The organism is Micromonospora sp. NPDC005220 (assembly GCF_040607895.1).
Taxonomy (GTDB): Bacteria; Actinomycetota; Actinomycetes; order Mycobacteriales; family Micromonosporaceae; genus Micromonospora.
In genome coordinates this window covers 43,584-64,981 of record NZ_JBEXHP010000001.1, presented here as the reverse complement: position 1 = coordinate 64,981, position 21,398 = coordinate 43,584, and the positions used below count along the sequence as shown (strand labels likewise).

The 21,398-nt window shown below is 71.5% G+C and carries 24 protein-coding genes and 1 pseudogene; 15 read left to right on the top strand and 10 right to left on the bottom strand.

Annotation, left to right across the window (positions count from 1 at the left end):
- Positions 1–41: 41 nt before the first annotated feature.
- Complete coding sequence (locus ABZU52_RS00345; RefSeq protein WP_354968934.1) at positions 42–758, top strand: aquaporin; 717 nt, start codon at positions 42–44, stop codon at positions 756–758.
- Positions 759–824: 66 nt separating this feature from the next.
- Entirely contained in the window at positions 825–2,408 is a 1,584-nt protein-coding gene (gene dacB, locus ABZU52_RS00340; RefSeq protein WP_354968933.1) for a D-alanyl-D-alanine carboxypeptidase/D-alanyl-D-alanine-endopeptidase, read from the top strand.
- 45 nt (positions 2,409–2,453) lie between these two features.
- Here dacB and ABZU52_RS00335 read toward each other — a convergent pair whose 3' ends face one another.
- From ABZU52_RS00335 to ABZU52_RS00325, 3 genes are all read right to left on the bottom strand, one after another.
- Positions 2,454–2,783 carry a hypothetical protein gene (locus tag ABZU52_RS00335; RefSeq protein ID WP_354968932.1) on the bottom strand — a complete coding sequence of 110 codons (330 nt, stop codon included), beginning with the start codon at positions 2,781–2,783 and terminating at the stop codon, positions 2,454–2,456.
- Between the two features lie 117 nt (positions 2,784–2,900).
- Entirely contained in the window at positions 2,901–3,842 is a 942-nt protein-coding gene (locus ABZU52_RS00330; RefSeq protein WP_354968931.1) for a hypothetical protein, read from the bottom strand.
- Positions 3,843–4,031: 189 nt separating this feature from the next.
- On the bottom strand, positions 4,032–4,625 hold the full coding sequence (locus ABZU52_RS00325) for a pentapeptide repeat-containing protein (protein ID WP_354968930.1): 594 nt from the start codon (positions 4,623–4,625) through the stop codon (positions 4,032–4,034).
- Positions 4,626–4,710: 85 nt separating this feature from the next.
- Between ABZU52_RS00325 and ABZU52_RS00320 the strand changes: the two genes are divergently transcribed.
- Positions 4,711–5,943, top strand: a complete 1,233-nt coding sequence (locus ABZU52_RS00320; protein ID WP_354968929.1) for a serine hydrolase domain-containing protein — start codon at positions 4,711–4,713, stop codon at positions 5,941–5,943.
- 188 nt (positions 5,944–6,131) lie between these two features.
- Here ABZU52_RS00320 and ABZU52_RS00315 read toward each other — a convergent pair whose 3' ends face one another.
- Both ABZU52_RS00315 and ABZU52_RS00310 read right to left on the bottom strand, forming a co-directional pair.
- The gene (locus ABZU52_RS00315) at positions 6,132–6,593 is read right to left on the bottom strand and encodes a PPOX class F420-dependent oxidoreductase (protein ID WP_354968928.1); all 462 of its coding nucleotides are present in this window, start codon (positions 6,591–6,593) and stop codon (positions 6,132–6,134) included.
- Between the two features lie 42 nt (positions 6,594–6,635).
- Positions 6,636–7,274: a hypothetical protein gene (locus ABZU52_RS00310; RefSeq protein ID WP_354968927.1), complete on the bottom strand. Its 639-nt coding sequence runs from the start codon at positions 7,272–7,274 to the stop codon at positions 6,636–6,638.
- Positions 7,275–7,579: 305 nt separating this feature from the next.
- Here ABZU52_RS00310 and ABZU52_RS00305 point away from each other — a divergent pair, with 305 nt between their 5' ends.
- Positions 7,580–8,359 (top strand): D-Ala-D-Ala carboxypeptidase family metallohydrolase, encoded by a 780-nt coding sequence (locus ABZU52_RS00305; protein WP_354968926.1) that lies wholly within the window; start codon positions 7,580–7,582, stop codon positions 8,357–8,359.
- A gap of 102 nt (positions 8,360–8,461) precedes the next feature.
- Here ABZU52_RS00305 and ABZU52_RS00300 read toward each other — a convergent pair whose 3' ends face one another.
- The 4 genes from ABZU52_RS00300 to ABZU52_RS00285 all read right to left on the bottom strand — a co-directional run bounded on the left by ABZU52_RS00300 (position 8,462) and on the right by ABZU52_RS00285 (position 12,506).
- The gene (locus ABZU52_RS00300) at positions 8,462–8,872 is read right to left on the bottom strand and encodes a hypothetical protein (RefSeq protein ID WP_354968925.1); all 411 of its coding nucleotides are present in this window, start codon (positions 8,870–8,872) and stop codon (positions 8,462–8,464) included.
- 88 nt (positions 8,873–8,960) lie between these two features.
- A complete protein-coding gene (locus tag ABZU52_RS00295) occupies positions 8,961–10,385 on the bottom strand; it encodes a DUF234 domain-containing protein (protein ID WP_354968924.1) in 1,425 nt (474 codons plus the stop codon).
- Positions 10,386–10,482: 97 nt separating this feature from the next.
- The gene (locus ABZU52_RS00290; protein ID WP_354969051.1) at positions 10,483–11,205 is read right to left on the bottom strand and encodes a response regulator transcription factor; all 723 of its coding nucleotides are present in this window, start codon (positions 11,203–11,205) and stop codon (positions 10,483–10,485) included.
- Between the two features lie 50 nt (positions 11,206–11,255).
- Complete coding sequence (locus tag ABZU52_RS00285; RefSeq protein ID WP_354968923.1) at positions 11,256–12,506, bottom strand: histidine kinase; 1,251 nt, start codon at positions 12,504–12,506, stop codon at positions 11,256–11,258.
- A 132-nt stretch (positions 12,507–12,638) separates the two neighbouring features.
- On the opposite strand from ABZU52_RS00285, the gene ABZU52_RS00280 reads away from it, so the two are divergent.
- The 8 genes and pseudogenes from ABZU52_RS00280 to ABZU52_RS00245 all read left to right on the top strand — a co-directional run bounded on the left by ABZU52_RS00280 (position 12,639) and on the right by ABZU52_RS00245 (position 18,194).
- Positions 12,639–13,535, top strand: coding sequence for an ATP-binding cassette domain-containing protein (locus tag ABZU52_RS00280; RefSeq protein ID WP_354968922.1), 897 nt, complete (start codon positions 12,639–12,641; stop codon positions 13,533–13,535).
- Positions 13,532–14,335 carry an ABC transporter permease gene (locus tag ABZU52_RS00275; protein WP_354968921.1) on the top strand — a complete coding sequence of 268 codons (804 nt, stop codon included), beginning with the start codon at positions 13,532–13,534 and terminating at the stop codon, positions 14,333–14,335. The genes ABZU52_RS00280 and ABZU52_RS00275 overlap by 4 nt, the downstream gene beginning before the upstream one ends.
- Before the next feature lie 2 nt (positions 14,336–14,337).
- A complete protein-coding gene (locus tag ABZU52_RS00270; protein WP_354968920.1) occupies positions 14,338–15,087 on the top strand; it encodes a hypothetical protein in 750 nt (249 codons plus the stop codon).
- A gap of 32 nt (positions 15,088–15,119) precedes the next feature.
- On the top strand, positions 15,120–15,683 hold the full coding sequence (locus tag ABZU52_RS00265; protein WP_354968919.1) for a heme-binding protein: 564 nt from the start codon (positions 15,120–15,122) through the stop codon (positions 15,681–15,683).
- A gap of 90 nt (positions 15,684–15,773) precedes the next feature.
- Positions 15,774–16,316, top strand: coding sequence for a DUF1697 domain-containing protein (locus tag ABZU52_RS00260; protein ID WP_354968918.1), 543 nt, complete (start codon positions 15,774–15,776; stop codon positions 16,314–16,316).
- 22 nt (positions 16,317–16,338) lie between these two features.
- Positions 16,339–16,452: pseudogene (locus ABZU52_RS00255) on the top strand (LysR family transcriptional regulator); the annotation flags it as partial.
- 69 nt (positions 16,453–16,521) lie between these two features.
- A complete protein-coding gene (locus tag ABZU52_RS00250; protein ID WP_354969050.1) occupies positions 16,522–17,241 on the top strand; it encodes a LysR family substrate-binding domain-containing protein in 720 nt (239 codons plus the stop codon).
- A 101-nt stretch (positions 17,242–17,342) separates the two neighbouring features.
- Positions 17,343–18,194 carry an aldo/keto reductase gene (locus ABZU52_RS00245; protein WP_354968917.1) on the top strand — a complete coding sequence of 284 codons (852 nt, stop codon included), beginning with the start codon at positions 17,343–17,345 and terminating at the stop codon, positions 18,192–18,194.
- A 53-nt stretch (positions 18,195–18,247) separates the two neighbouring features.
- Here ABZU52_RS00245 and ABZU52_RS00240 read toward each other — a convergent pair whose 3' ends face one another.
- Positions 18,248–18,763: a GNAT family N-acetyltransferase gene (locus ABZU52_RS00240; protein WP_354968916.1), complete on the bottom strand. Its 516-nt coding sequence runs from the start codon at positions 18,761–18,763 to the stop codon at positions 18,248–18,250.
- Between the two features lie 132 nt (positions 18,764–18,895).
- On the opposite strand from ABZU52_RS00240, the gene ABZU52_RS00235 reads away from it, so the two are divergent.
- Genes ABZU52_RS00235 through ABZU52_RS00225 form a run of 3 tightly spaced genes read left to right on the top strand, consistent with a single transcriptional unit; the run spans position 18,896 to position 21,345 of the window.
- A complete protein-coding gene (locus ABZU52_RS00235) occupies positions 18,896–19,450 on the top strand; it encodes an NAD(P)H-dependent oxidoreductase (RefSeq protein ID WP_354968915.1) in 555 nt (184 codons plus the stop codon).
- A gap of 27 nt (positions 19,451–19,477) precedes the next feature.
- Positions 19,478–20,491, top strand: a complete 1,014-nt coding sequence (locus tag ABZU52_RS00230; RefSeq protein ID WP_354968914.1) for an ATP-binding cassette domain-containing protein — start codon at positions 19,478–19,480, stop codon at positions 20,489–20,491.
- The gene (locus ABZU52_RS00225; RefSeq protein WP_354968913.1) at positions 20,488–21,345 is read left to right on the top strand and encodes an ABC transporter permease; all 858 of its coding nucleotides are present in this window, start codon (positions 20,488–20,490) and stop codon (positions 21,343–21,345) included. Before ABZU52_RS00230 ends, ABZU52_RS00225 begins: the two co-directional genes overlap by 4 nt.
- The last annotated feature ends 53 nt before the right edge of the window (positions 21,346–21,398 follow it).

Genomic DNA, 21,398 nt, shown 5'->3' with positions numbered 1-21,398 from the left:
ATTCCACCTTCAGCCACCTGACCTGCACATACGCTGAGTGGATGAGCGACTTCCGTCGGTACGCGGCCGAACTGCTCGGCACCCTGCTGCTGGTGTTCTTCGGCGTGGGCAGCGCCGTTGCCGCGCGGGTTCAGGGTGGCGTCGTGGTGGTGGCGCTGGCCTTCGGGTTCGTGATGGTGGCCCTCGTCTACACGATCGGCCCGCTCTCCGGCAGCCACGTCAACCCGGCGGTGACGCTCGGTGTGCTGCTCTCCGGAAAGGTCTCGGCGCTCGGGGCGGTGGCGTACTGGATCGCCCAGTTCGTCGGCGCGACCATCGCGGCCTTCATCCTCTGGGCGCTCACCCGCTGGGGTGACGTCGCGGACCAGACCGGGGCGCTGGGCACGAATGGTTACGGGGCACACATCAACCGGGGTGGCGCTGCGGTGCTGGAACTGGTGCTGACCTTCCTTTTCGTGCTGGTCGTACTGGTGGTGACCAGTCGGAGCGAGAATCCGGGCACCGCCGGGCTGGCCATCGGGTTGGCCCTCGCCGTCACCCAACTGGTGGGCCTGACGCTGACCGGCGCGGCGGTCAATCCGGCCCGCGCGTTCGGCCCGGCGATCTTCGAGGGTGGCGTGGCGCTGCGGCAGCTCTGGGTGTTCATCGTCTTTCCGCTGCTCGGTGGGGCGCTTGCCGCGCTGGTCGCACCGCTGGTCATGGGTGCGCAGCGGCACTACTGGGGTGGTCACGAGAAGTCGGTGGGCGGGCCGAAGTAGCCCAGACGGCAATATCTTTCGCCTGAGGGTCTTCTCCGGCGAATATCTCCGTGACAGCATCAGCGGATGCATCGCCGTCACTTTCCCCGGGCCCTCGCGCTGCTCGCGCTGGTCGCCACCGCGGCCACCGCAGGCGCGCCCGGCGCCACGGCCGAGTCGCCCACCCCGGCGACCACCCAGCTGCGCGCCACCATCGACACGATCCTCGCCGACACCCGGCTGGCCGGCGCGCAGGCGTCGGTGGTCGTGGTCGACACCAGCACCGGACAGACGCTCTACGACCGCAACGGTGACCGCCGGCTGGTGCCAGCGTCCAACACCAAGCTGCTGACCTCGACCGCGGCCCTTGAGCTGCTCGGCCCGGGCCACCGCTTCAGCACCGACGTGCTGTCCAGCGGCAAGCGCCGCGGCGGCCTGCTCTCCGGCAACCTCTACCTGCGCGGCGGGGGCGACCCGACCATGCTCGCCGCCGACTACGACGCGCTCGCCGCGCAGGTCGCCGCCGGCGGCGTACGGGTGGTCACCGGGAATTTGGTCGCCGACGACACCCGCTACGACCGCACCCGACTCGGCCCCGACTGGACCTGGGACGACGAGCCCTACTACTACGCCGCCCAGGTCTCCGCGCTGACTGTCGCCCCGGACACCGACTACGACGCGGGCACCGTGATCGTGCACGCCGCACCGGCCGGCCAGGCCGGTGCCCCGCCGGTGGTCACCACCACCCCCGCCACCGGGTACGTCCGCGTCGACAACCGCGCCCAGACGGTCAGCGACGGCGAGACCTCCATCTCGATCGAGCGCGAGCACGGCGGCAACACCGTCGTGGTGACCGGTCAGATCGCCGTCGGCGACGAGCCCGCCAGCGACTGGGTCACCGTCTGGGAACCCACCGGCTACGCGGCCGACGTGTTCCGGGCCGCGCTGCACCGCCACGGTGTCCGGGTGCTCGGCCGGACCGTGCTCGGCCAGCCCACCCCGGAGAGGGCCAGCCCGGTCGCGCGACACGACTCGATGAGCCTGAGCAAGCTGATGACGCCGTTCCTCAAGTTGTCCAACAACGGGCACGCCGAGGTGTTGACCAAGGAGATCGGTCGGGTGCTCTCCGGCTCGGGCACCTGGACGGCCGGAATCACCGCGATCAGTGAATACGTCGCTGACACCGGAATGGACACCGGGAAGCTGCGCCAGCGCGACGGCTCAGGATTGTCCCGGCGCAACCTGGTCCCGGCGACGGAATTCGTCGACCTGCTGAGCGCCGTCCGCGCCGAACCGTGGTTCGCGACCTGGTACGCGGCGCTGCCGATCGCCGGCCAGCCCGAGCGGTTCGTCGGCGGCACCCTGCGCAGCCGGATGGCCGGCACGCCGGCGGCGGGCAACGTGCACGCCAAGACCGGCAGCCTGACCGGTGTCTCCGGGCTCTCCGGCTACGTCACCAGCGCCGACGGTCGACTGCTGGCGTTCTCGATTCTGCTGAACAACTATCTGACGGCTTCGGTGAAGTCGCTGGAGGACCGGATCGCGGTGGCGCTGGCCGGGTTCCGCGAGGGTGGTTCGTCGACGGCCCGAGTGGCACCGCCGGCGGTGCCGGAGACGCCGCGTACCCCGGAGGGCGTCGAGTGCTCCTGGGTCAAACCGATCACCTGCTGAGCGGCGGCCGGGAGGCGCGAACGCGCCTTCCGGCCCGCCGGGCGCTCAGGCCGGACGGTCCGGTGGGGGGACCACCGCCGTCGGGTCGCCACGCTCGATGAGCGCGGCGATCTCAGCGGCCCGCAGCCCGCGCAGCGCCAAGACGCGGGTGCCCCAGCGGTGCAGGCGGCACGGGTGCGGGCTGGCATCGTTGCGGCAGACCACCCCGCCGGACCACCGCCGGGGGGCGTGCACCACCACCGCCCGTACGGCGAACTGGGTGTCCTCGCCCGTCACGTACGGCGGCAGGGGAATGTCGCGAAGAACATCCCCGGACGCTTCACCGGTGCCGGACGAAGCGGCACGACGGACGCGGTGGGCGGTGCTGCTACTCATCTCCGCTGCCTCCACACTGGATGGTCGGATGGGGACAGCAGAAAGTTACGACGTGTCAGACGGTCCGCGACGGACAAACTGTCCCGCCGCGGGTACAGCCAGCGATCGGCCAGTCAGTCAGCGCACCGTCACGGCCTGGAGGCCGACGTTGCCGCAGTGCGGCGTGAAGACCTTCTCGACGGTCCAGTTCAGTAGCAGTCGGGCACCCTTCGGCAGCGTGAAGCGGATGGTGAACTGGGCACTCTGACTGGTGTAGGGGTCCTCCAGTCGAGCGGTGCTGGCGGGCCCGCCGGTGGACAGCCGCGCCTCCAGTCGCCCCCGAGCCATCCAGATGCCGCCGTAGAGCTGGACCGTGCGCGGCTCGCCGCTGCCGGCGATGGCGAGGTTGAACCCGTTTCCGGCACCGCAGGTGTAGACGCCGTTTGAGGTGCCGTTCGTCGACCTCTCCGGCGTGCCGTCGGACCAGCGGACGTACTCCTGGTTGCCATCCCAGCCGACCCGGCTGCCGGCGCCACCCCCGTCGATGATCTCGCCAGAGCCGGAGCGCTTGCGGTTCGTCGATCGGCCGCCGCTCTCCCCCCAGTGCACCCAGTCCCGAGCGCCCACGGCGGTGAGGTCGACGGAGGCGGGCATCTCCCCCCGGCTCACCGACAGCGGCGGCGCGCCGGGCTTGGCCGGGGGCGGGGCGGGCGCGCTGGCCGACGGCGTCGGGTCCGGCGAGGGTGGGCGCTGGCGCGGACGCAGGCCGGGCGTCGCCGGCCCCGCCTCGCCGGTGCCCCCACCGGAGGCCGGGAGAACGGGGGAACGGGCCGCCCCGGCGGTCACGCCGCCCGGACCGGCCTGGTCGTCGTCCGGCTCCGGACCGGACCGGATGCTGAGGTACGAGACCAGCAGCACCAGGCAGACGAGTACGGCGGTCCCCTCCATCGCCCGGCGTCGCCGCCGTCGGGCTCGGCGCAGCACGCTGCGGTTCTCCCCGGCGGCACTGGTACGCGGACGATGCCTCGGCGGCGCGTCTTCAGCATTCGAACCAGCCCGCGTGCGGTCTTCGTCCGCCACCGACCCCTCCAACTCCGCCGCCCGGCCGTCATGGACCGTCGCGGACCACACCGTCCACTGTGGGCCGTTTCACGTTTACCCGGGCGTGGACGACACGCTAGATCCGGACTACCGGACGTGTCCACCCCCAGAACGGGACGCTGTCGGACAACCTGGCTCCGCGTGGACGGAACACCTGCGCCTTTGGCGTCAACCGACCCGGAAGCCGAGCAACTGCGCGATCACCACGGCCTGCTCGAGGTCGATGACGGCACCGGCCCGCTCGACGACCGTCGGGTCCAGCGCGGTGAGATCGCTGCCCCGCAGGTCGGCGCCACCGAGCCGGACGTTGTTCAACTGCGCGCCGGAAAGATCGACGCCAGTGACCGTGGCACCGGTGAGGTTGGCCCTGGTGAGGTCCACCTCGCGCATGCGCACCCCGAGCAGTCGAACGCCGCGCAGGTCGGCACCGGGCAGCGCGGCGAAGGACCAGTCGCCGCCGTCCACTGTCAACGGACGCAGGTCGCACTCGCTGAAGGTGCTGCCGACCAGCTTGCAGCCGGTGAATTCGGCCTCGAAGAAGTTGCACCGCCGAAAGACGCAACGGGTGAAGGCGGAGTCGACGTGTCGGGAGGCGTTGAACGCCACGTTGCCGAACGTGCACCCGGTGAAGACCGCGCCTCTGCTCACCGCCTCGGTCAGGTCCACCCCGAAGAACTCGCAACCCACGAAGTGCCGGTCGGTCAGCTCCTCGCCGTACCAGTCCTCGTTGCGGAAGGTCACGTCCTCGGTCAACTCCGGCATCCGGCCAGGCTAGTGGGCGCCGCCGACGGCGGACGGCAGGCGGGCCCCTTCCGGTGACGGCGTACCGGCGAGTAGGTTCGGCGGCGTGAGTGTGGCTCGGAGCAAGGACCCGGATCAGGTCGGTTTCGACCCGGCGCGGCTGGCGCGGATCGACGAGCACTTCGGTCGGTACGTCGACGACGGCCGGCTGGCCGGCTGGCAGGTGGTGGTCGCCCGGCGCGGCGAGGTGGCGCACTCCTCGACGTACGGGCTGCGCGACCGGGAGTCGGGCGCACCGGTCGAGGCCGACACCCTCTGGCGGATCTACTCGATGACCAAGCCGATCACCTCGGTCGCGGCGATGATGCTGTGGGAGGAGGGCCGGTTCGAGCTGACCGACGAGATCAGCCGGTGGCTGCCCGAGTTCGCCGACCTGCGGGTCTACTCCAAGGGGTCGGCGCTCAAGCCGTACACGGTGCCGGCGGTCGAGCCGATCCGGGTCTGGCACCTGCTCACCCACACGGCCGGCCTGACGTACGGCTTCATGCAGACCTCGGTGGTCGACGGGCTCTACCGGGCGGCCGGCTACGACCTGTACCCGCCGGCGGACGTCGACCTGGCCGCCGCCTGCGCGACCTTCGGCGAGCTGCCGCTGCTGTTCCAGCCCGGCTCGGCGTGGGGGTACTCCGTCGCCACCGACGTGCTCGGCCGACTCGTCGAGGTGATCTCCGGGCAGAGCCTCGACGCGTTCTTCGCCGACCGGATCTTCGGCCCGCTGGGCATGACCGACACCCGCTGGTGGGTGGAGGGCGACGAGGCCGACCGGCTGGCCGCCCTCTACGTACCGGAACCGCGCAGCGGCCGGGCCGTCCGCTACGACAGCCTCGGGTCGCTCGCGTTCAGCAAGCCGGCGCTGCTCTCCGGCGGCGGTGGCCTGATCTCCAGCGCCGCCGACTACCACCGGTTCACGACGCTGCTGCTGCGCGGCGGCGAGCTGGACGGCGTCCGGTTGCTCGGGCCGCGCACGGTGCGCTTCATGACCCGCAACCACCTGCCCGGCGGTCAGGACCTGGGCACCCTGTCCACCGGCGGCTTCGCCGAGACCACCCTGGACGGGATCGGTTTCGGCCTCGGCTTCGCGGTGGTCGACGACCCGATCCCCAGCCGGGTGCCGAGCAGCGTCGGCGAGTACTACTGGGGCGGGGTGGCCAGCACGGCGTTCTGGGTCGACCCGGCCGAGGAGATCACCGCGCTGCTGTTCACCCAGCTGATGCCGTCCAGCACGTACCCGCTCCGCTCCCAGCTGCGCCAGCTGGTCTACGCCGCGCTGACCGACTGACGGCTACGAGCCGCCTTGTCGTTCCTCCCCGGCGCAGACGCTCCCCGCCCAACCCGCCTTTGCTCTGCTTGCCTATGTGCGACATGACAGCGAATGGCGCATCCAGGTAAGCAGAGCAAAGGACCGGAATCTCGGGGTTGGCCGCCAACTCGACGCGGGTTGGGCAGCGGGGCGGGCCGGCGCGCGATCTAGGCGAGGCGGGCCGGGAAGCCGCCGGTGGCGATCGGACCCCAGGCATCGATGGTGACCCGGATCAGCGACTTGCCCTGGCGCACCATGGCCGCCCGGTAGTCGTCCCAGTCCGGGTGCTCGCCGGAGATGCTGCGGAAGTACTCGACCAGCGGCTCCAGCGCCTCGGGCAGGTCCAGCACCTCGGCGGTGCCGTCGACCTGCACCCAGGGGCCGTTCCAGTCGTCGCTGAGCACACAGGCCGAGACTCTGGGGTCGCGGCGGATGTTGCTGACCTTTGCCCGCTCGGGGTAGCTGGAGACGACCAACCGGCCCTGCCCGTCGACCCCGGCGGAGACCGGGGAGGACTGCGGGCGCCCGTCGGCCCGGGTGGTCATCAGCAGGACGCGGTGTCGCGGCCGGAGGAAGTCGAGCAGGCCGTCCCGGTCGACCCGGGTGTTCGTTGCGATGCTGCGTGCCATTCCCCGTTCCTACCAGGGCGCGGGCGCAGCCGCGGCAGCGGGTCAGCGAGGTCGGGCCGCGGCCCGGTGCACCGCCTGGGAGGGCACCCGGGGGCGGCCGGACGGACGCCAGGCCCGACCGTTGGCGTAGATCACCCGAAAACCGAGGTACGACGCGAGCGGCGCCCAGTGCGCGGAACCCATCCGCAGCTCGGCGGCATTGTGTCGCTGGCCGTTGGCGAGCACGTCGAGCAGGACGGTTTCGAAGGCCGCCGATTCGACCCAGTCGACTTCCCGGGTGAAACCGCAGATCAGAGCGGCTCCGGTGACCTCCAGGAACTCGCGCAGCACCGCGTCCGAGGCGCGCAGCACCGAGCAGCTGCCGAAATAGAGCCGGCGCCCCTCGGCGCGGCCGGCCATCAGGTCGGCCACCTCGTTCAACTCCACCGACTGCCAGTCGGTGAGGCAGAGCCGGCTCGGCTCGCCGTGCATGGCGAAAAAGCCGACCCGGTGGTCGGCGTACTGCTTGAGCAGCCAGCGGTCCAGGAAGTAGAACAGCTCGTCGCGGGTGGCCGCGTCCTTGTGGATGAAGCGGATCTTGCCCAGCCGCTCCAGCAGCTCCAGCGTGGGCAGCACCGAGCCGCGCTCGTTGAGGTCACGGTGCCACTGACCCTCGACACAGAAGACGCCACCCCGTGCCACGCGCACCTCCGCCAGTCCGCCGCCCCGGGGCTGACGTTACCGGTCACCATCACCCCGGGAACATCACCCTCGGTGTGGCAGATTGCGACGTTCGGTGTGCTTGGCCATGGAAGGGCCGATCGGGAGCAAATGGCTGTTTCGCAAATCATCTGCATTCCCAGCCAATACCCAGGAACAGCCGATTGTGAGGACGATTCTCGTTAATCCCCTCGAAAGGCACCGACCAGTGCCATGGTGGAAATCAAGGGACTTCTCAGTCGATGTCCTGGAGCCACCCCATTCGCTCTGCTATCGGGAGGACTTCTGTGCGCGTACACACCTTGAAGCGGGTCGCCGTCGCATTCGCCCTGGCACTGCCCGGGGCCGCAATCGCCACGGTGATCGCCCCGCCGGCGGCGCACGCGGACGGCTGTTACACCTGGAACCGCACCCTGACCCAAGAGCGCTCCGGAGACGACGTCCGCCAGTTGCAGATCCGGGTCGCCGGGTGGGCCGGTTACCGGGACGTCGTGAAGGAAGACGGGCGCTACGGGCCGAAGACCGCCGCCGCGGTCAAGCGGTTCCAGCAGGCGTACGGGCTACGCGCCGACGGCATCGCCGGGCCACAGACCTTCGCCAAGCTGTACCAACTCCAGGACAACGACTGCACACCCGCGCACTTCAGCTACAACGAGCTGGACAACGGGTGCGGCGGGAGCGGGTGGAGCGGTGGCCCGCTGTCGGCGAACCAGACCAAGCAGAACGCGCTGCGCACCATGTGGAAGCTGGAGGCGCTGCGCAAGGGCCTCGGCAACAAGCCGCTCTACGTGTCGAGCGGATTCCGCAGTCGCGCCTGCAACAACCAGGTCGGCGGCGCGTCCGACAGCCAGCACCTGTACGGCAACGCGGCCGACGTGACCTCACGGACGTCCTCGCTGTGCCAGGTCGCCCGCAACGCCCGGAACAACGGCTTCAGTGGGGTCTACGGGCCGGGCTACCCCGACCACGACGACCACGTGCATGTTGACTCGCGTCGGGAGAACAACAACGACCGCAGCTCGAACACGACGAGCTGGTCCGCCCCGGACTGCGGGGTCGGCAACTGAGCCCACCCGTTCAGAGCGACGTCGACCCGACGCGGAGGGGGAATCTTCGCGCCGGGCCGACGTCGTGTCGCCCCGGGGCTGGTGGGCGGATGGGTAGCGCGCTCAGCTCGCCCGGGGCCAGCGCGGCGCGGTGACGGGGGGAGTCACCGGCCGGCCAGCTGCGGTGGGCCGTATCCCCTGGGGGACGACCCGCGCGGCCTGTTGCCGCGACGGCCCGGTCGCCGTGAACGGGAAGGGCACGTGCACGAACGGATTGCCGTGCCGGATCAACGCCTCGATCTGCCGCTCGTTGAGCCCGTGTGTCTCCAACACCCGGCGCCCCCAACGGTGCAGGCGGCACGGGTAGGAGGCACCGTCGTTGCGACACAGCGGCCCGGTCGGCCACTCCTCGGCGGTGTGCACGACCACCGCCCGGACCGCGAGCCGGACATCCTCCGGGGTCAGCGGTGCCGGCAATGGCACCTCACCCAGTACCTGGTCGATGGGATCCGTCGACTGCTCACCAACTCGCACGGCAGGCCTCCCGCAGTTCGGCAGCGGTACGGCGGACTCACCGCACCGACATCCTCGGCCATGAGTACGGCGAGGACCGCCCGAAAGTTCAATTCCGGTACCCGGTAAGCAAATCCTCCGCCGACAACACGCGAATGCCGTCGACGGCGCTGCCGCTGCGCGACACGGCAACCACCGGCACCGACTCGTCCGCGCCGGGGAGCCGAGACCGGTGCAGGAGGAGCCGGCCCAGGTCATGCGCGTCAAAGGGCCGGTTCTCCTGCCACTTGACCGATCCGACGAAGCAGATGCGCCGAGCGACGGGCGCCCGGTCGACGCCGACTATGTCGATCTCCGGGTCGTTGGTCCGGGTCCAGTAGCCGCCGATCACCGCCGCCTCCGCCGGCAGATGGTCACCGGGCAGCCGCCGCAGCGCCTCCCGGACGACAGGTTCGATGGCCCGCCCCCGCCAGGACGCCCAGGACCGCTCGATCCGGTCCAGGGTCAGATCGCCCCGCGCTCGCTCGATCTCGGAGAGGTGCGGCCCCAGGAACGACAGCCAGAAGCGCAGGTACGGGTCGGCCACCGTGTACCGGGTTTCCCGCGATGGCTTGGTCGACAGCGGAACGGTGACCTCCACTGCCCGCTTCTGAGTCAGCAGGCGCAGGGCGCGGTTCAGGGACGCCTGCGGAAGATCGCCCGCCGCACGGGAGATCAGCGAGAAAGTACGCTCCCCGGAGCCGATGGCCCGCAGCACCAGACCCGCCTGGGACTGCGGCGGGAACTCCGCCGCCAGTGCCCGCTCGCCGCTGACCAGCAGGGCAGAGGTTGGATCTCGTACCGCATCGGTCAGGTACTCGTGGACGGACGCACCGGTCGGCCACTCGTCGAGGATCAGCGGCAGACCGCCGGACACCAGGTAGGCGTCGAAGGCATCCGCGGCGGACAGGCCGAGCATGTCGCTGACGTCGGCCGGGCTCAGCGGCGGAATGACCATCTCCGTGGCTCGCTGGTGGAACGGCCGGCCGTAGTCGTTGAGGGCTTCCATCATGGCCAGGTCCGATCCGACACAGATCAGCAGGACCGGCCGCCGGGACAACTCGCGGTCGAAGACCTTCTGCAGCGTTCCTTCGAAGCCCGGATCTCTGGCGATGAGGTACGGCATCTCGTCCAGGACGACGACGCACGGCTGATCGGACGGCAGCGCGGCGGCGAGCAGGGTCAGCGCGGCGTCCCAGGTCCGTGGTTGCTGCTCACGCAGAATCTGTGCGCCCGGCAGCGTCGAGGCGGCGGCCTCCTCCACGAAGAGGGCGAGGTCGGCTGCGACGGTCGGCTGCGCGGAGGCGGTGAAGAAGAGATACGGCACGTCGGCCCGATCGACGAACTCCTCGACCAGTCGGGACTTGCCTACCCGCCGGCGACCTCGCATGAGGAGGGCCCGACCCGGCCGACCAGCACGGCCGCCCCGTCGCACCCGAGAGAGCATGCCGTCCAGGAGGTGGAGCTCACGATCGCGCCCGACAAAGCCATCCACGATCACTCCTGAGACTACCAAAGATGAGACAACCTAGGATGAGTGTAACCTCATCCTAGTTGCCTGCCCAAGCATTTGGTCCCGGCGAAACCGACCGTCAGACCAGGCCGGCGTCGTGCACGAGCAGCGCCACCTGGACCCGGTTGTTCAGCTCCAGCCGGGTCAGCAGCCGCGAGACGTACGCCTTCACCGTCGCCACGCTCATGAACAGCTCCCCCGCGATCTCCGCGTTGGTGTGGCCGCGCCCCAGCGCGACCGCCACCTGCCGCTCCCGCTCGCTGAGCCCGGTGAGCAGCCGCAGCGCCCGTTCCCGGCGCGGGTCCGGGCCGACCGGGCCGGCCGGGCCGGGCGCGGCGCCGGTCACGTGCGCGATGAGCGTCCGGGTCACCGTCGGGGAGAGCGTCGCCTCGCCCGCCGCGACCCGGCGTACGGCGCGCACGATCTCCGCCGGTGGGGTGTCCTTGAGCAGGAAGCCGGCCGCCCCGGCGCGGAGCGCCCGCAGCACCTGCTCGTCGGCGTCGAAGGTGGTCAGCACCAGCACCTCCGGCGGGTGCGGCTGGGCCCGCAGCGCCTCGGTGGCAGCCAGCCCGTCGACCCGGGGCATCCGGATGTCCATCAGCACCACGTCCGGGGCGTACGCGGCGACGGCCGCCGGCACCTCGCCACCGTCGGCCGCCTCGCCGACCACGGTCAGGTCGGGCAGACCGCCAAGAATCATCGACAGCCCGGCCCGGACCAGCGCGTCGTCGTCCACGATCAGCACGCGCACCGGCGGCCCGGCCGCGCCGGCAGGCCCGGTCACGCCCGGCGGCCCGGCCACGTCGGCAGGGTTGGTCACGCTCGGCGACTCGGCCGCGCCGGCAGGGTTGGTCACGCCGGCCACGGCAGCCAGGCGGCCAGTCGGAAGTCGCCGCTGTCGTCCCGACCGTAGGCGAGCCGACCGCCGGCCAGGGTGACCCGTTCGCTGATGCCGACCAGGCCGGTGCCGGCACCCGGCAGTGTGTCGCCGGCCGGTGTGCCGACCGGCCACCGGTTGCCGATCGCCACGGTCAGCCCGGTGCCCGGCCCGCCGGCCACGTCCACGGTGACGGCCGCGCCGGCCGCGTGCTTGCGGGCGTTGGTCAGCCCCTCCTGCACGATCCGGTACGCGGCCCGGCCCAGCGCCGCCGGCACCTCCCCCGGGCTGGCGACGCTGTCGCTGACGTTCACCCGCACCCCGGCCGACCGCGACTCGGCGATCAGCGCCGGCAGGTCGGCGAGGGTGGGCTGCGGCGGCTCCGGGGCGTCCCCGCCGTCGTCCCCGGCCCGGAGCACCCCGATCACCTCCCGCAGGTCCTGCAGGGCGGCGTGCGCGCTGCCCCGGATCACCCCGGCGGCGCGGGCCACCTCGTCGGCCGGTGCGTCCGGGCGGAACTCCAGCGCGCCCGCGTGCAGGCTGAGCAGCGAGATCCGGTGGGCCAGCACGTCGTGCATCTCCCGGGCGATCCGGGTGCGTTCGAGGTGACGGGCCTGGGCGACCCGTAGCTGCTGCTCGGCCTCGGCGCGCTCGGCCCGCTCCCGCAACGACACGATCAACTGCCGCCGGGCCCGGACGAACATCCCCCAGGCCAGCACGCCGAAAGTGATCACCACCCCCCACAGCACGGTGGCCCAGTACGGCATGTGCGGGTCCGGGCGCGTCCAACTGAAGACCAGGTTGGTGAGGAGCCCGGCACCGGTGATCGCGATCGTGACGGCGGTCCGGCGATGCACGACCACGGTGAAGTAGATGATCAACAGCGGGATGGCGGCGGCCATCGAGAACAGGTTCAACGGCAGGGTGGCCACCGCCAACCCGAGCGGCCACCGCCGCCGCAGCCAGAGCAGCCCACAGCAGACCAGCCCGAGCAGCGCGTCCACGCCGACCATCCAGTCGTGCGGCAACGGGATCGCCGTCTCGGGAGCGGGCGACAAACCATCGGCGGTGACGAACAGCACCCAGAGCAGCCCGATCAGGAACGCGAGGCTGTCCACCACCCAGTCGCGCGTGGTGCGGCGCGGGTGCGCCCGGTCACGCTCGGCCGGCACCACCAGCTCCCCCGGCAGCAGCCAGGGGTGTTCCGGGACGGCGAGGCTGGTCACGACGTCATGCTAGGCAGCCGACGGGCGCCACGGCCAGCTACCAAAGTCGAGACCCTCCGGTCGACCAAGGTCGACGCGGCACCGACCGGTGGCCGCAGCGGATGGCCGGACGGCGCGGGCAGGCTCGACGACATGATCACCGTGGAGAACCTCACCAAGCGGTACGGGCCGCACCCGGCCGTGGATGACGTGTCGTTCCAGTGCGAGCCGGGCACCGTCACCGGCTTCCTCGGCCCCAACGGGGCCGGCAAGTCGACGACCATGCGCATGATCTGCGGGCTCACCGCGCCGACCGCCGGTCGCGCCACCGTCTCCGGGCACCTCTACCGGGACCTGCCCAACCCGGGGCGGGAGGTCGGGGTGCTGCTGGACGCCTCCGCCCAGCACGCCGGGCGCACCGGCCGCGAGGCGTTGACGCTGTCCGCGTACACCATGGGTCTGGATCGGCGCGAGGTCGCCGCGAAGCTCGACCTGGTCGGGTTGAACGCGGTCGCCGCGAAGCGTCGGGTGAAGGCGTACTCGCTGGGCATGCGTCAACGGCTCGGGCTGGCGCACGCGCTGCTCGGCGACCCCCGGGTGCTGATCCTGGACGAGCCGGCCAACGGTCTGGACCCGGAGGGGATCTTCTGGATGCGCGGCCTGCTGCGTGACTTCGCCGACCGGGGCGGCACGGTGCTGCTCTCCTCCCACCTGCTGCGCGAGGTGGAGGCGGTCGCGGACCGGCTGGTGGTGATCGGGGGTGGCCGGATCGTGGCCCAGGGCGACAAGAACGAGCTGCTGGCCGGTGGCGGCACTGTGGTCCGGGCCCGCGACGACGCGGCACTGCGCCGTGCGCTGAAGATGGCCGGGCTGACCGCCGCCGACAGCGCCGACGGCGTGCTGGTGCAGGCCGACGCCGAGGCGGTCGGCCAGGCCGCGGCCGATGCCGGCGTCGCGCTGGCCGAGTTGCGCCCTGCCGGCAGCGGTGGTCTCGAACAACTCTTCCTCACCCTGACCGCCGGCGAATCGACCAAGGAGGCCGTCCGATGACCACCACCACCACCACCGCGCCCGCCGCCGGCGCCGTCGCGCCCCGACACCACACTCCGGTACGCCGTCCGTCACTGCTCCGGCTCACCCACGTGGAGCTGCGCAAGCTCGTCGACACCCGGGCCGGCCGCTGGCTGCTGATCACCATCGGCCTGGTCGTCGTCGCGATCGTCACCCTCCTGCTGATCTATGCCGAGGACGGCGAGCAGACCTTCTTCACCTTCTTCGTGACGTCGCTGCTGCCGGTCAGCGTGCTCCTACCGGTGCTGGGCATCCTGTCGATCACCAGCGAGTGGTCCCAGCGCACCGCCCTCACCACGTACGCCCTGGTGCCCCGCCGGGAACGGGTGGTGGCCGCGAAGCTGATCGCCGTGACGCTCACCGCGCTCGCCTCGGTGCTGGCCAGTCTCGCCGTCGCCGCTGTCGGCACCCTTGTGGCGTCTGCCACCGGCGGGGCGGGCACCTGGCAGTTCGACTGGTCGCTTGTGCTGAACGCTGCGATCCTCCAGGTCACCAGCGTGCTGATGGGCGCCGCCTTCGGTCTGCTGCTGCTCAACCCGCCGCTGGCGATCGTCGGCTACCTGCTGCTGCCCACCCTGTGGGGGGTGCTCGGCGAGATGGTCAAGCCGCTGCGCGGGCCGTCCGAATGGCTGGACACCAGCAAGACCATGGAACCGTTGTTCAACAGCGACGCCGTCACCGGCGAGCAGTGGGGCCGGGTGGCGGTGTCCCTGCTGGTCTGGATGGTCCTCCCGCTGGCCGCCGGCCTGTTCCGGACGCTGCGCCGCGAGGTGTCCTGACCATGGACGCGGCCGGCTACCGTCCGCGCACCGTGGTCAGCGGCGGCCCGCTGGAGCTGGCGGTCCTGTGGGGTGGCTTCCCGCTGCTCGGCGCGGGCGCCGGGTGGCTCCTCGCGGCGGCGACGAGCTGGCTCGCCCGGTTGCCCTGGGTGCCGTTCGGCGACCTGATCGAGTGGCTGGACCGGCTGCCCGAACCGCAGGCGACCGCCGGCACCGTCGGGGTGGGTGTCCTGGTCGGTCTGGTGATCGCCGGGATCGGCACCGCCGAACGGCTGATCGTCACCGTCGACGCGGCGCAGGTCCGGCTGCGCCGCTCCGACGAGAACCGGACCGTCGCACGGGTCGACACCCGGGTGGTCTTCCTCGCCGACAAGCACCTGGTGCTGCTCGACGCCGACGGCGCGGAGCTGGTCCGGGAGTCGACGGACCTGCCGGCCGGCCAACTGGCGGCGGCGTTCCGGACCCACGGCTGGGGTTGGGCGGACGACGACCCGCACCGGTCGGCGTACCGGCTGTGGGTTCCGGACCTGCCCGGGTTGCCGGCCGGCGCGGACCCGCTGCTGCGCGCCCGGGAGCGGGCGATACAGCGGGACCGCCGCGACGACGCCCGGGAGTTGCGCCGCGAACTGGGGCAGCTCGGGGTGGTACTGCGCGACGAGAGCAAACGGCAGTACTGGCGGTTGACCAGTCGGGCCCTCACCCCCGGGCCGGACCAGCCGACTTCGGCCGAGCGGGACGCGGACGGGCGGTAGCGTCTGTCCCAGCAGACCCTGGGAGCCGCGCGATGACCGAACAGCAGCCGTACCGGGTGGTGTCCCGACACCCCGGCTTCGAGCTGCGTCGGTACCACGCCCACCTGGTGGCCGAGGTGCAGATCCAGGCGTCGTTCACCCGGGCGCCGATCGAGGCGTTCCGGCCGCTGGCCGCGTACCTCGGCGGCGCCAATCGGGCCCGGCACCCGATCGGTGCGGCCGCGCCGGCGATGGCGGCGACCGGCGGCTCGGAGAAGATCGCCATGACCGTGCCGGTGGTGCAGATCGAGGACGAGCGGCCGGGTTCGTACCTGATCCAGTTCGTCATGCCGGCCACCTTCACCACCGCCACCCTGCCCGAGCCGGTGGATCCCCGGGTACGGATCCGGGAGGTGCCGGCGCGACTGGCGGCGGCCGTGCGGTTCTCCGGGCGGTGGACGGAGCAGGCGTTCAGCCAGCGGGCCACCATGCTCGGCCGGTCGGTGACCGCGGCCGGGCTGCAACCTACCGACGCCATCCGGTACGTCCGCTTCGACCCGCCGTGGAAGCCGTGGTTCCTGCGCCGCAACGAGGTCGTGCTGCCGGTCGTCGAGTGAGCTACCTGTACCTGAGCTGCCGACCGAGACGGGCCTGGTGGGGCCGGGCGGCCTACGCTGAGCCGGTCACCCGCGCACCCAGGAGGAGCCATGACCCGGTACGTCGCCCTGCTGCGCGGGGTCAACGTCGGCGCCACCACCCGGCTGGCGATGGCCGACCTGCGCCGGATCGTCACCGACCTCGGCCACGAGGACGTCAAGACGTACCTGCAGAGCGGCAACGTGGCCTTCAGCAGCACGGTGCGCGATGCGGAGAAGCTGGCCGCCGGGATCGAGCGGGCGCTCACCGACGAGCTGGCGATGACCGTGCCGGTGTTGGTGCGCAGTGGCCGGGAGTTGGCGGCGGTCGCCGGCGGCAACCCGTACGCCGACCGGGAGGACGACCCGACACGACTGCTGGTGGCCTTCCTCGCCGCCGCCCCGAAGACGTCCACTGTGGATGCGCTCGCCGTGCCCGGTGGCGAGAACGTGTCGTTCACGGTGACCGGCCGGGAGGTGTTCCTGCACTACGTCGACGGCGGTTACGGCCGGTCGAAGTTCACGAACGCGTACCTGGAGAAGAAGCTCGGCGTGGTGGCCACCACCCGCAACTGGAAGTCGGTGCGGGCACTGGCCGAGCTGACCGGCTCCTGAGCACGGTGGGGGTGCCGGGCGGGCCGCGGAGCTGCTCGGGATGGCCCAGCCGCCGCTGAGCCAGTCGATCCAGCGGCTGGAGCGGGAGCTGACGGTCGAGCTGTTCGACAGGTCCCGCCGCCAGGTACGCCTCACCACCGCCGGTGAGCTGCTGCTCGGCGAGGCGGAGGAGCTGCTCGCCGGCGAGGGTCGACTGCGCAGCCTGATGGGGCAGATCCGCGCCGGTGAGCTGGGCGTACTCCGGGCCGGGGTGCCACCGGAGACGCCCGCCGTGACGCTGCGCTCGCTGCTGGACGGGCTCACCACCCGGGCGCCCGGCCTGGACGTGGAGCTGCACGAGCTGACCACTGCCGAGCAGGTGCGGATGCTCGCCGAACGGACCCTGGACGTGGGGCTCGTGCATCACCCGGTGGCCGCGGACGGGCTGCGCTTCGGCGCCCCGGTCGACGTACCCCTGGGGGTGTTGCTGCCGCGCACCTCGCCGCTGGCCCGCGGCCGTGCGGTGACGCTCGCGTCGCTGGCCGACCTGGATCTGGTGGCCGCGCCCCGCGCCACCGCCCCCGGCTGGCACGACCACCTGCTGGCGGTGTGCCGACGGCACGGTTGGCGCCCGGCCCGGGTACGCCCGGCCCGCAACCCGGAGTTCCTCTTCGGGCTGGTGCTGGCCGGCGGCGGGGTGGCCGTGGAACCGGCGGCGGTGGCCCGCCGGGAACCCCGGATGGCCTGGCGGCCGATCACCGACGCGCCGCTGGCGAAACGCACCTCGGCGGCCTGGCCGGACCGGTCGGCGCACCCGGCGGCGGCGATGTTCGGCCAACTCGCGGCGGAGGTGCTGGGCGACGCCGAGCCCGCCGCTCCCGCGCCGCCCGCGACGTCGGTGCCGGCGGAACGGCCGTGGCCGGTGCTGTTCGACACGACCGGGTGACCCGCCCCCGCGTTGCGCTCGTCACCCCGCGATAAGCGGTGAATCGACCTTCCCCTCGGGTATGGATGACAGGCAACGAAGATGACGCGAAGGAGCCCGCAGTGGCAATCACGATTCCCGACATCAGCCTGAACGACGGCACCACCATTCCGCAGCTCGGCTTCGGGGTGTTCCAGATCGAGCCGAAGGACACCGTCGCGGCGGTGACCACCGCGCTCGAGGTGGGCTACCGGCACATCGACACCGCCGAGATGTACGGCAACGAGGCCGAGGTCGGCGAGGCGGTACGGATGTTCGGCCTGGACCGGGACGCGGTCTACGTGACCAGCAAGCTGAACAACGCCTTCCACCGCCCCGACGACGCCCGCAAGGCGTTCGACTCGACGCTCGCGGCGTTGAAGATGGACTACATCGACCTGTTCCTGATCCACTGGCCGCTGCCGACGCTGTACGACGGCGACTACGTCTCGACCTGGAAGGTGCTGGAGGAGTTCCAGCGCGACGGCCGCGCCCGCTCGATCGGCGTGTCGAACTTCCAGGTGCCGCACCTGGAGCGGCTGGCCGCCGAGGCGAGCGTGGTGCCGGCGGTCAACCAGATCGAGGCGCACCCGTACTTCACCAACGACGAGGTCCGCGCCTACGACCGGGAGCACGACATCCGCACCGAGGCGTGGTCGCCCATCGCGCAGGGCAAGGTGCTCGACGACCCGACGGTGCTCGACATCGCCGAGCAGGTCGGGCGGACCCCGGCGCAGGTGGTGCTCCGCTGGCACGTGCAGCGCGGCGACATCATCTTCCCGAAGTCGACCACCCCGAAGCGGATCGAGGAGAACACCCGGATCTTCGACTTCGAGCTGGACGACTCGGCGATGCAGCGGATCACCGCGCTGGACAAGGGTGAGGCCGGCCGGCAGGGCCCGAACCCGGACACCTTCGCCTACCTGCCCAACTGACCTGAGCCGCCTCGACACCACCTGGTGACCTGTCATCAGCCGCCCCGCCGACCTCAGCTCCCGGTCGGCGGGGCGGTCAGGTCGAGCTGCCAGTCGTTGGCACGCATCATCCGCCCCGGCGGGTATTCGAAACCGGTCTCACCGAGCAGCGTGAAGCCCGCCTTGCGGCACACCGCGTTCGAGGCGGGATTGTCGACCGAGGGGTAGGCGTGGGCGAAGCGCCGGTCCCGTCGAGCGCGGGCCACGTCGAGCGCCGCGCGCACCGCCGCCGTGGCCAGCCCTCTCCCCCGGTACGCGGGCAGCACCGCCCAGCCCAGCTCGTACACCGGTTGCTCGCGCCACTCGCGGGCCCAGTAGCCGACGCTGCCCGCCCGTGCCCCGTCCGGCAGCACCAGCGTGAACATGCAGCCCTGCCCGGCGTCGGCGAAGTGCACGTACCGGTCGTGGCGGGCGAGGACCTGCTCGTCGGTCTCCGGGCCGCCGGTGTGCCTGCGCGTGTCCGGTGAGTTGAGCTGCCGCAGCAGGTCGAGGTCGTCCTCGTGCCACGGCTCGATGCGTACCTGAGCCATCCCGCTCCCCCATTCGTCGACCTCAGTCAAGCCGATCCCACCGACATTCCGCCCCGAAACCGCGCCCGCTAGATCGGATCTAGCGGGCGCCTGTCGTCACCTCGCGCCTTCAGGATGGAGGGAAGGTGGGCCATGACGCCGTTGCGGATCGCCGTGATCGTCGGCAGCACCCGCGAGGGGCGGGTCGGCGACCGGCTCGCCCACTGGTTCGTCGAGCAGACCGCCCGGCACGACGACCTCACGGTGACGGTCGTTGACCTGACCGAGTACGACTTCCCGGCCACCTACCCCGCCGAGCCGACCGCGTCCATCCGGGCGTTCGTCCGCGAGGTGGGCCGGGCGGACGCGTTCGTCGTGGTCACCCCCGAGTACAACCACAGCTTCCCGGCACCCTTGAAACAGGCCATCGACTACGCGTACGACGAGTGGCAGGCCAAGGCGGTCGGCTTCGTGTCGTACGGCTGTCGGTCCACCGGACTGCACGCGGTCGACCAGCTACGTACCGTATTCACTGCCCTGCACGCGATGACGGTGCGCGACGTCGTCGGGATCGACCTGCTCGCCGGCGAGCCGACCGCCCGGTGCACCGACGAACTGCGCCGCGACGTCGGCGCCCTGCTCGACCAGCTGCGCTGGTGGGGTGTGGCGCTGCGCGACGGCCGGGCGGCTCGACCCTACGTCTCCTGAACACGTCCACCACGAAAGGTAAGGATCATGAGTAGACGCACCACCGGTCTGGCCATCGAGGCCGAGGGGCTCACCCGCTCATTCGGCGACACCCGGGCGCTGGCCGGCATCGACCTTCAGGTGCCCGCCGGCACCGTCTACGGCCTGCTCGGCCCGAACGGCGCGGGTAAGACCACAGCGGTCCGGGTGCTCGCCACGTTGCTGCGCCCCGACGGCGGCGCGGCCCGGGTCTTCGGGCACGACGTGGTCACCGAGGCCGACAAGGTCCGTTCCCGGGTCAGCCTCACCGGCCAGTACGCCTCGGTCGACGAGGATCTGACCGGTACGGAGAACCTGGTGCTCCTCGCCCGCCTGCTCGGCCTGCGCAAGCCGGCCCCTCGGGAGCGCGCGGCGGCCCTGCTCGCCGCGTTCGGGCTGACCGAGGCGAGCGACCGTCAGGTGAAGAAGTACTCCGGCGGGATGCGGCGACGCATCGACATCGCCGCCAGCATCCTGAACACCCCGGATCTGCTCTTCCTCGACGAGCCGACCACCGGTCTCGACCCGCGCAGCCGCAACCAGGTGTGGGAGATCGTCCGGGCGGTGGTGTCACACGGCACGACGGTGCTGCTGACCACCCAGTACCTCGACGAGGCCGACCAGCTCGCCGGGCGGATCGCGGTCGTCGACCACGGCCGGGTGATCGCGGAGGGCACCCCGGGTGAGTTGAAGTCGTCGATCGGCTCCGGCACCGTCCACCTGCGACTGCGCGACCCCGGGCAGCGACCCGAGGCGGAGCGGGTGCTCCGGGAGGCGCTCGGCGTGCCGGTGCAGCTCGCCGCCGACCCGGTGGCGTTGACCGCCCGCGTCGGTGAGGCCGGCACCGACCTCGACGCCAGCGCCCAGGCCGCTCAGGTGCTCAACGACCTGGCCCGCGCCGGCATCGTCGTCGACAACTTCTCCCTCGGCCAGCCCAGCCTGGACGAGGTCTTCCTGGCCCTGACCGACCACCCCGCCGTGCCGGCCGACGAGCGCGACGACGAGCTGGAGGCAGCCCGATGAGCGACACCACGACCACCACGACCGAGCGGGCGCCGTCCGTCTACGTCCCGTCCGCCGAGGCGCTGGCGACAGTGCTCGCGCCCGGTGCCCGACCGCCCCGGCCGAGCGCGCTGGGCGCGTCGCTCACCTTCGGCTGGCGGGCCCTGCTGAAGATCAAGCACGTGCCGGAGCAGCTCTTCGACGTGACCGCGTTCCCGATCATCATGGTGCTGATGTTCACGTACCTGTTCGGTGGCGCCCTCGCCGGCAGCCCGCGCGACTACCTGCAGTTCTTCCTGCCCGGCATCATGGTGACCAGCGTCGTCATGATCACCATGTACACCGGCGTCGGCCTCAACACCGACATCGAGAAGGGCATCTTCGACCGGTTCCGGACGCTGCCCGTCTGGCGCCCGGCCGCCCTGGTCGGCATGATCTTCGGCGACGTGCTGCGCTACATCCTCGCCGCCCTGGTGATCCTGGGCCTCGGGCTGGCGCTCGGGTTCCGCCCCGAAGGCGGGGTGGTCGGGGTTGCCGCCGGGATCGGACTGCTGGTGGTCTTCTCGTTCGCGTTCTCCTGGGTGTGGACGTTCTTCGGGCTGATCCTGCGCAGCGAGAAGTCGGTGATGGGGGTCAGCATGATGGTGCTGTTCCCGCTGACGTTCCTCAGCAACGTCTTCGTCGAGCCGAGCACCATGCCCGGCTGGCTCCAGGCGTTCGTGAAGGTCAACCCGGTGACGCAGCTGGTGGCCGCGATCCGGGGAGCGATGAGCGGCGACTCGGACCCGTCGGCCACGATGTGGCTGCTGCTGTGGAGCGCTGGCTTCGTGCTCGTCTTCGGCACCCTGACCATGTACAAGTACAACCGCCGTTGACCCTGCGACGGGCGCCGCCACGGCCGTGGCGGCGCCCGTCCGTCGTTGGTGCG

Coding starts and splice junctions, on each gene's coding strand:
- ABZU52_RS00345 (WP_354968934.1), top strand. CDS start 42: ATGAGCGACTTCCGTCGGTACGCGGCCGAACTGCTCGGCACCCTGCTG.
- dacB (WP_354968933.1), top strand. CDS start 825: ATGCATCGCCGTCACTTTCCCCGGGCCCTCGCGCTGCTCGCGCTGGTC.
- ABZU52_RS00335 (WP_354968932.1), bottom strand. CDS start 2,783: ATGAGTAGCAGCACCGCCCACCGCGTCCGTCGTGCCGCTTCGTCCGGC.
- ABZU52_RS00325 (WP_354968930.1), bottom strand. CDS start 4,625: ATGCCGGAGTTGACCGAGGACGTGACCTTCCGCAACGAGGACTGGTAC.
- ABZU52_RS00315 (WP_354968928.1), bottom strand. CDS start 6,593: ATGGCACGCAGCATCGCAACGAACACCCGGGTCGACCGGGACGGCCTG.
- ABZU52_RS00280 (WP_354968922.1), top strand. CDS start 12,639: ATGATCACCGTGGAGAACCTCACCAAGCGGTACGGGCCGCACCCGGCC.
- ABZU52_RS00275 (WP_354968921.1), top strand. CDS start 13,532: ATGACCACCACCACCACCACCGCGCCCGCCGCCGGCGCCGTCGCGCCC.
- ABZU52_RS00270 (WP_354968920.1), top strand. CDS start 14,338: ATGGACGCGGCCGGCTACCGTCCGCGCACCGTGGTCAGCGGCGGCCCG.
- ABZU52_RS00265 (WP_354968919.1), top strand. CDS start 15,120: ATGACCGAACAGCAGCCGTACCGGGTGGTGTCCCGACACCCCGGCTTC.
- ABZU52_RS00260 (WP_354968918.1), top strand. CDS start 15,774: ATGACCCGGTACGTCGCCCTGCTGCGCGGGGTCAACGTCGGCGCCACC.
- ABZU52_RS00250 (WP_354969050.1), top strand. CDS start 16,522: ATGGGGCAGATCCGCGCCGGTGAGCTGGGCGTACTCCGGGCCGGGGTG.
- ABZU52_RS00240 (WP_354968916.1), bottom strand. CDS start 18,763: ATGGCTCAGGTACGCATCGAGCCGTGGCACGAGGACGACCTCGACCTG.
- ABZU52_RS00235 (WP_354968915.1), top strand. CDS start 18,896: ATGACGCCGTTGCGGATCGCCGTGATCGTCGGCAGCACCCGCGAGGGG.
- ABZU52_RS00230 (WP_354968914.1), top strand. CDS start 19,478: ATGAGTAGACGCACCACCGGTCTGGCCATCGAGGCCGAGGGGCTCACC.
- ABZU52_RS00225 (WP_354968913.1), top strand. CDS start 20,488: ATGAGCGACACCACGACCACCACGACCGAGCGGGCGCCGTCCGTCTAC.